This window comes from Haloferax sp. s1, from assembly GCF_058382125.1.
The window spans coordinates 1-1,594 of record NZ_JBZRPK010000169.1 but is presented as its reverse complement, the minus strand read 5'-3'; the positions used below and the strand labels follow the sequence as shown (position 1 = coordinate 1,594).

At 67.3% G+C, this 1,594-nt stretch carries 2 protein-coding genes; both read left to right on the top strand.

Features of this window, described 5'->3' with window-relative positions:
• On the top strand, positions 1-254 hold a 254-nt coding region (locus QT222_RS01330), incomplete at its 5' end, for a chorismate-binding protein (protein ID WP_491476055.1).
• Positions 255-308: 54 nt separating this feature from the next.
• Positions 309-1,594: 2-succinyl-5-enolpyruvyl-6-hydroxy-3-cyclohexene-1-carboxylic-acid synthase (menD, locus tag QT222_RS01325; protein WP_491476054.1), on the top strand; the 1,286-nt coding region annotated here is incomplete at its 3' end.

Here is a 1,594-nt window from a genome sequence, read left to right as displayed (position 1 = left end):
CGGCTGCCGCACGAGGCGTAATCCGTAGGACCGAACCGTACGACCGCGGCTGGTATGCCGCCCGTGGCGGCTGGTTCGGGGCCGGCGGCGATGGTAGTTTCGCGGTCGCTATCCGCCCGGCTATCGTGGATGACAAGATGGCGACGCTCTTTGCGGGCGTCGGTCTCGTCGCCGACTCCGACCCCGACGCCGAGTGGGACGAAGTACAGCTCAAATACCGACCCATCCTCGACGAACTCGAACGCGACGACTGAACGTTCGAGCCGTCTTTCGTACCGACTCACCACGACGATTAGAGACAACACGAGATGACAGCGCCGAACCGAAACACCCTCTGGGCACGAACCTTCGCCGACGAACTGGCACGCACCGGAATCAACGCGGTGTGCATCGCACCGGGCAGTCGCTCGACGCCGCTCACCGAGGCGTTCGACCGCCACGACGACATCGAGACGTTCTCACACCTCGACGAGCGGTCCGCGGCCTACTTCGCGCTCGGACGCGCCCGGCGGACGGGCGACGTGACGCCCATCGTCTGTACCTCCGGGACCGCCGCCGCCAACTTCCACCCCGCCGTCATCGAGGCGTCGCAGGCGCGCGTCCCGATGCTCGTCCTCACCGCCGACCGCCCGCCGGAACTCCGTGATAGCGGAGCTAACCAGACAGTCGACCAAGAGAAGCTCTACGGCGACGCCGTCCGCTGGTACAAAGACATGCCCGAACCCGAGGCGACAGACCGGAAGCTCCGGAGCCTCCGAACCACCGCCGCACGCGCCGTCTCGGAGGCAACGGGCGTCGATGCCGGACCGGTCCACCTCAATTTCCCCTTCCGAAAACCGCTCGAACCAACCTACGTCGAAGACGACGTTTCCGCCGACCTCAGCCGCGAGGCACTCGATGGCCGAAACGGTTCCCCGTACGTCAAGACGACGAGTGGCGCGCCCGAACTCTCGGACGACCATCTGCGAAAACTCGCGGACGAACTCGCTGTGGACCGCGGTCTCATCATCGCCGGCCCGGCGGACCCACCGGGCTTCAACGCCGAAGCCATCGCCGCCTTCGCGCACGCAACTGGCTTCCCCGTCGTCGCCGACCCGCTTTCCGGCCTGCGCTTCGGCGGCCACACCCGAACGACGACCGTCCTCGGCGGCTACGACGCCTACCTCGACGAGCGCGTCACGGCCGACTGGCCGGACCCCGAAGTCGTCGTCCGAATCGGCGCGTCGCCGACTTCCAAGCCGCTTCGGAAGTACCTCGCGCGCACCGACGCCCGGCAGTATCTCGTGGACCCGACGGGCCAGTGGCGCGAAGCCGAATTCATCGCGACGGACCTCGTCGAAGCCGAGCCATCGGTGCTCGCGTGGCGACTCTCGCAACTCGTTCGCAACCGTCCGGACACCGAGTGGAATCGACGATGGGCCGACGCTGAGGCGACCCACTGGGACGCTGTTGACGCCGAAACCGACGCATTCGAGGGTCGAATCGCGGCTGACGTGGCCGACCTCGCGCCCGAACCGGCGACCGTCTTCGTCTCGAACTCGATGCCCGTCCGCGACCTCGACCGATTCGCCCGCCCCTCTACCAAGGCACGAAC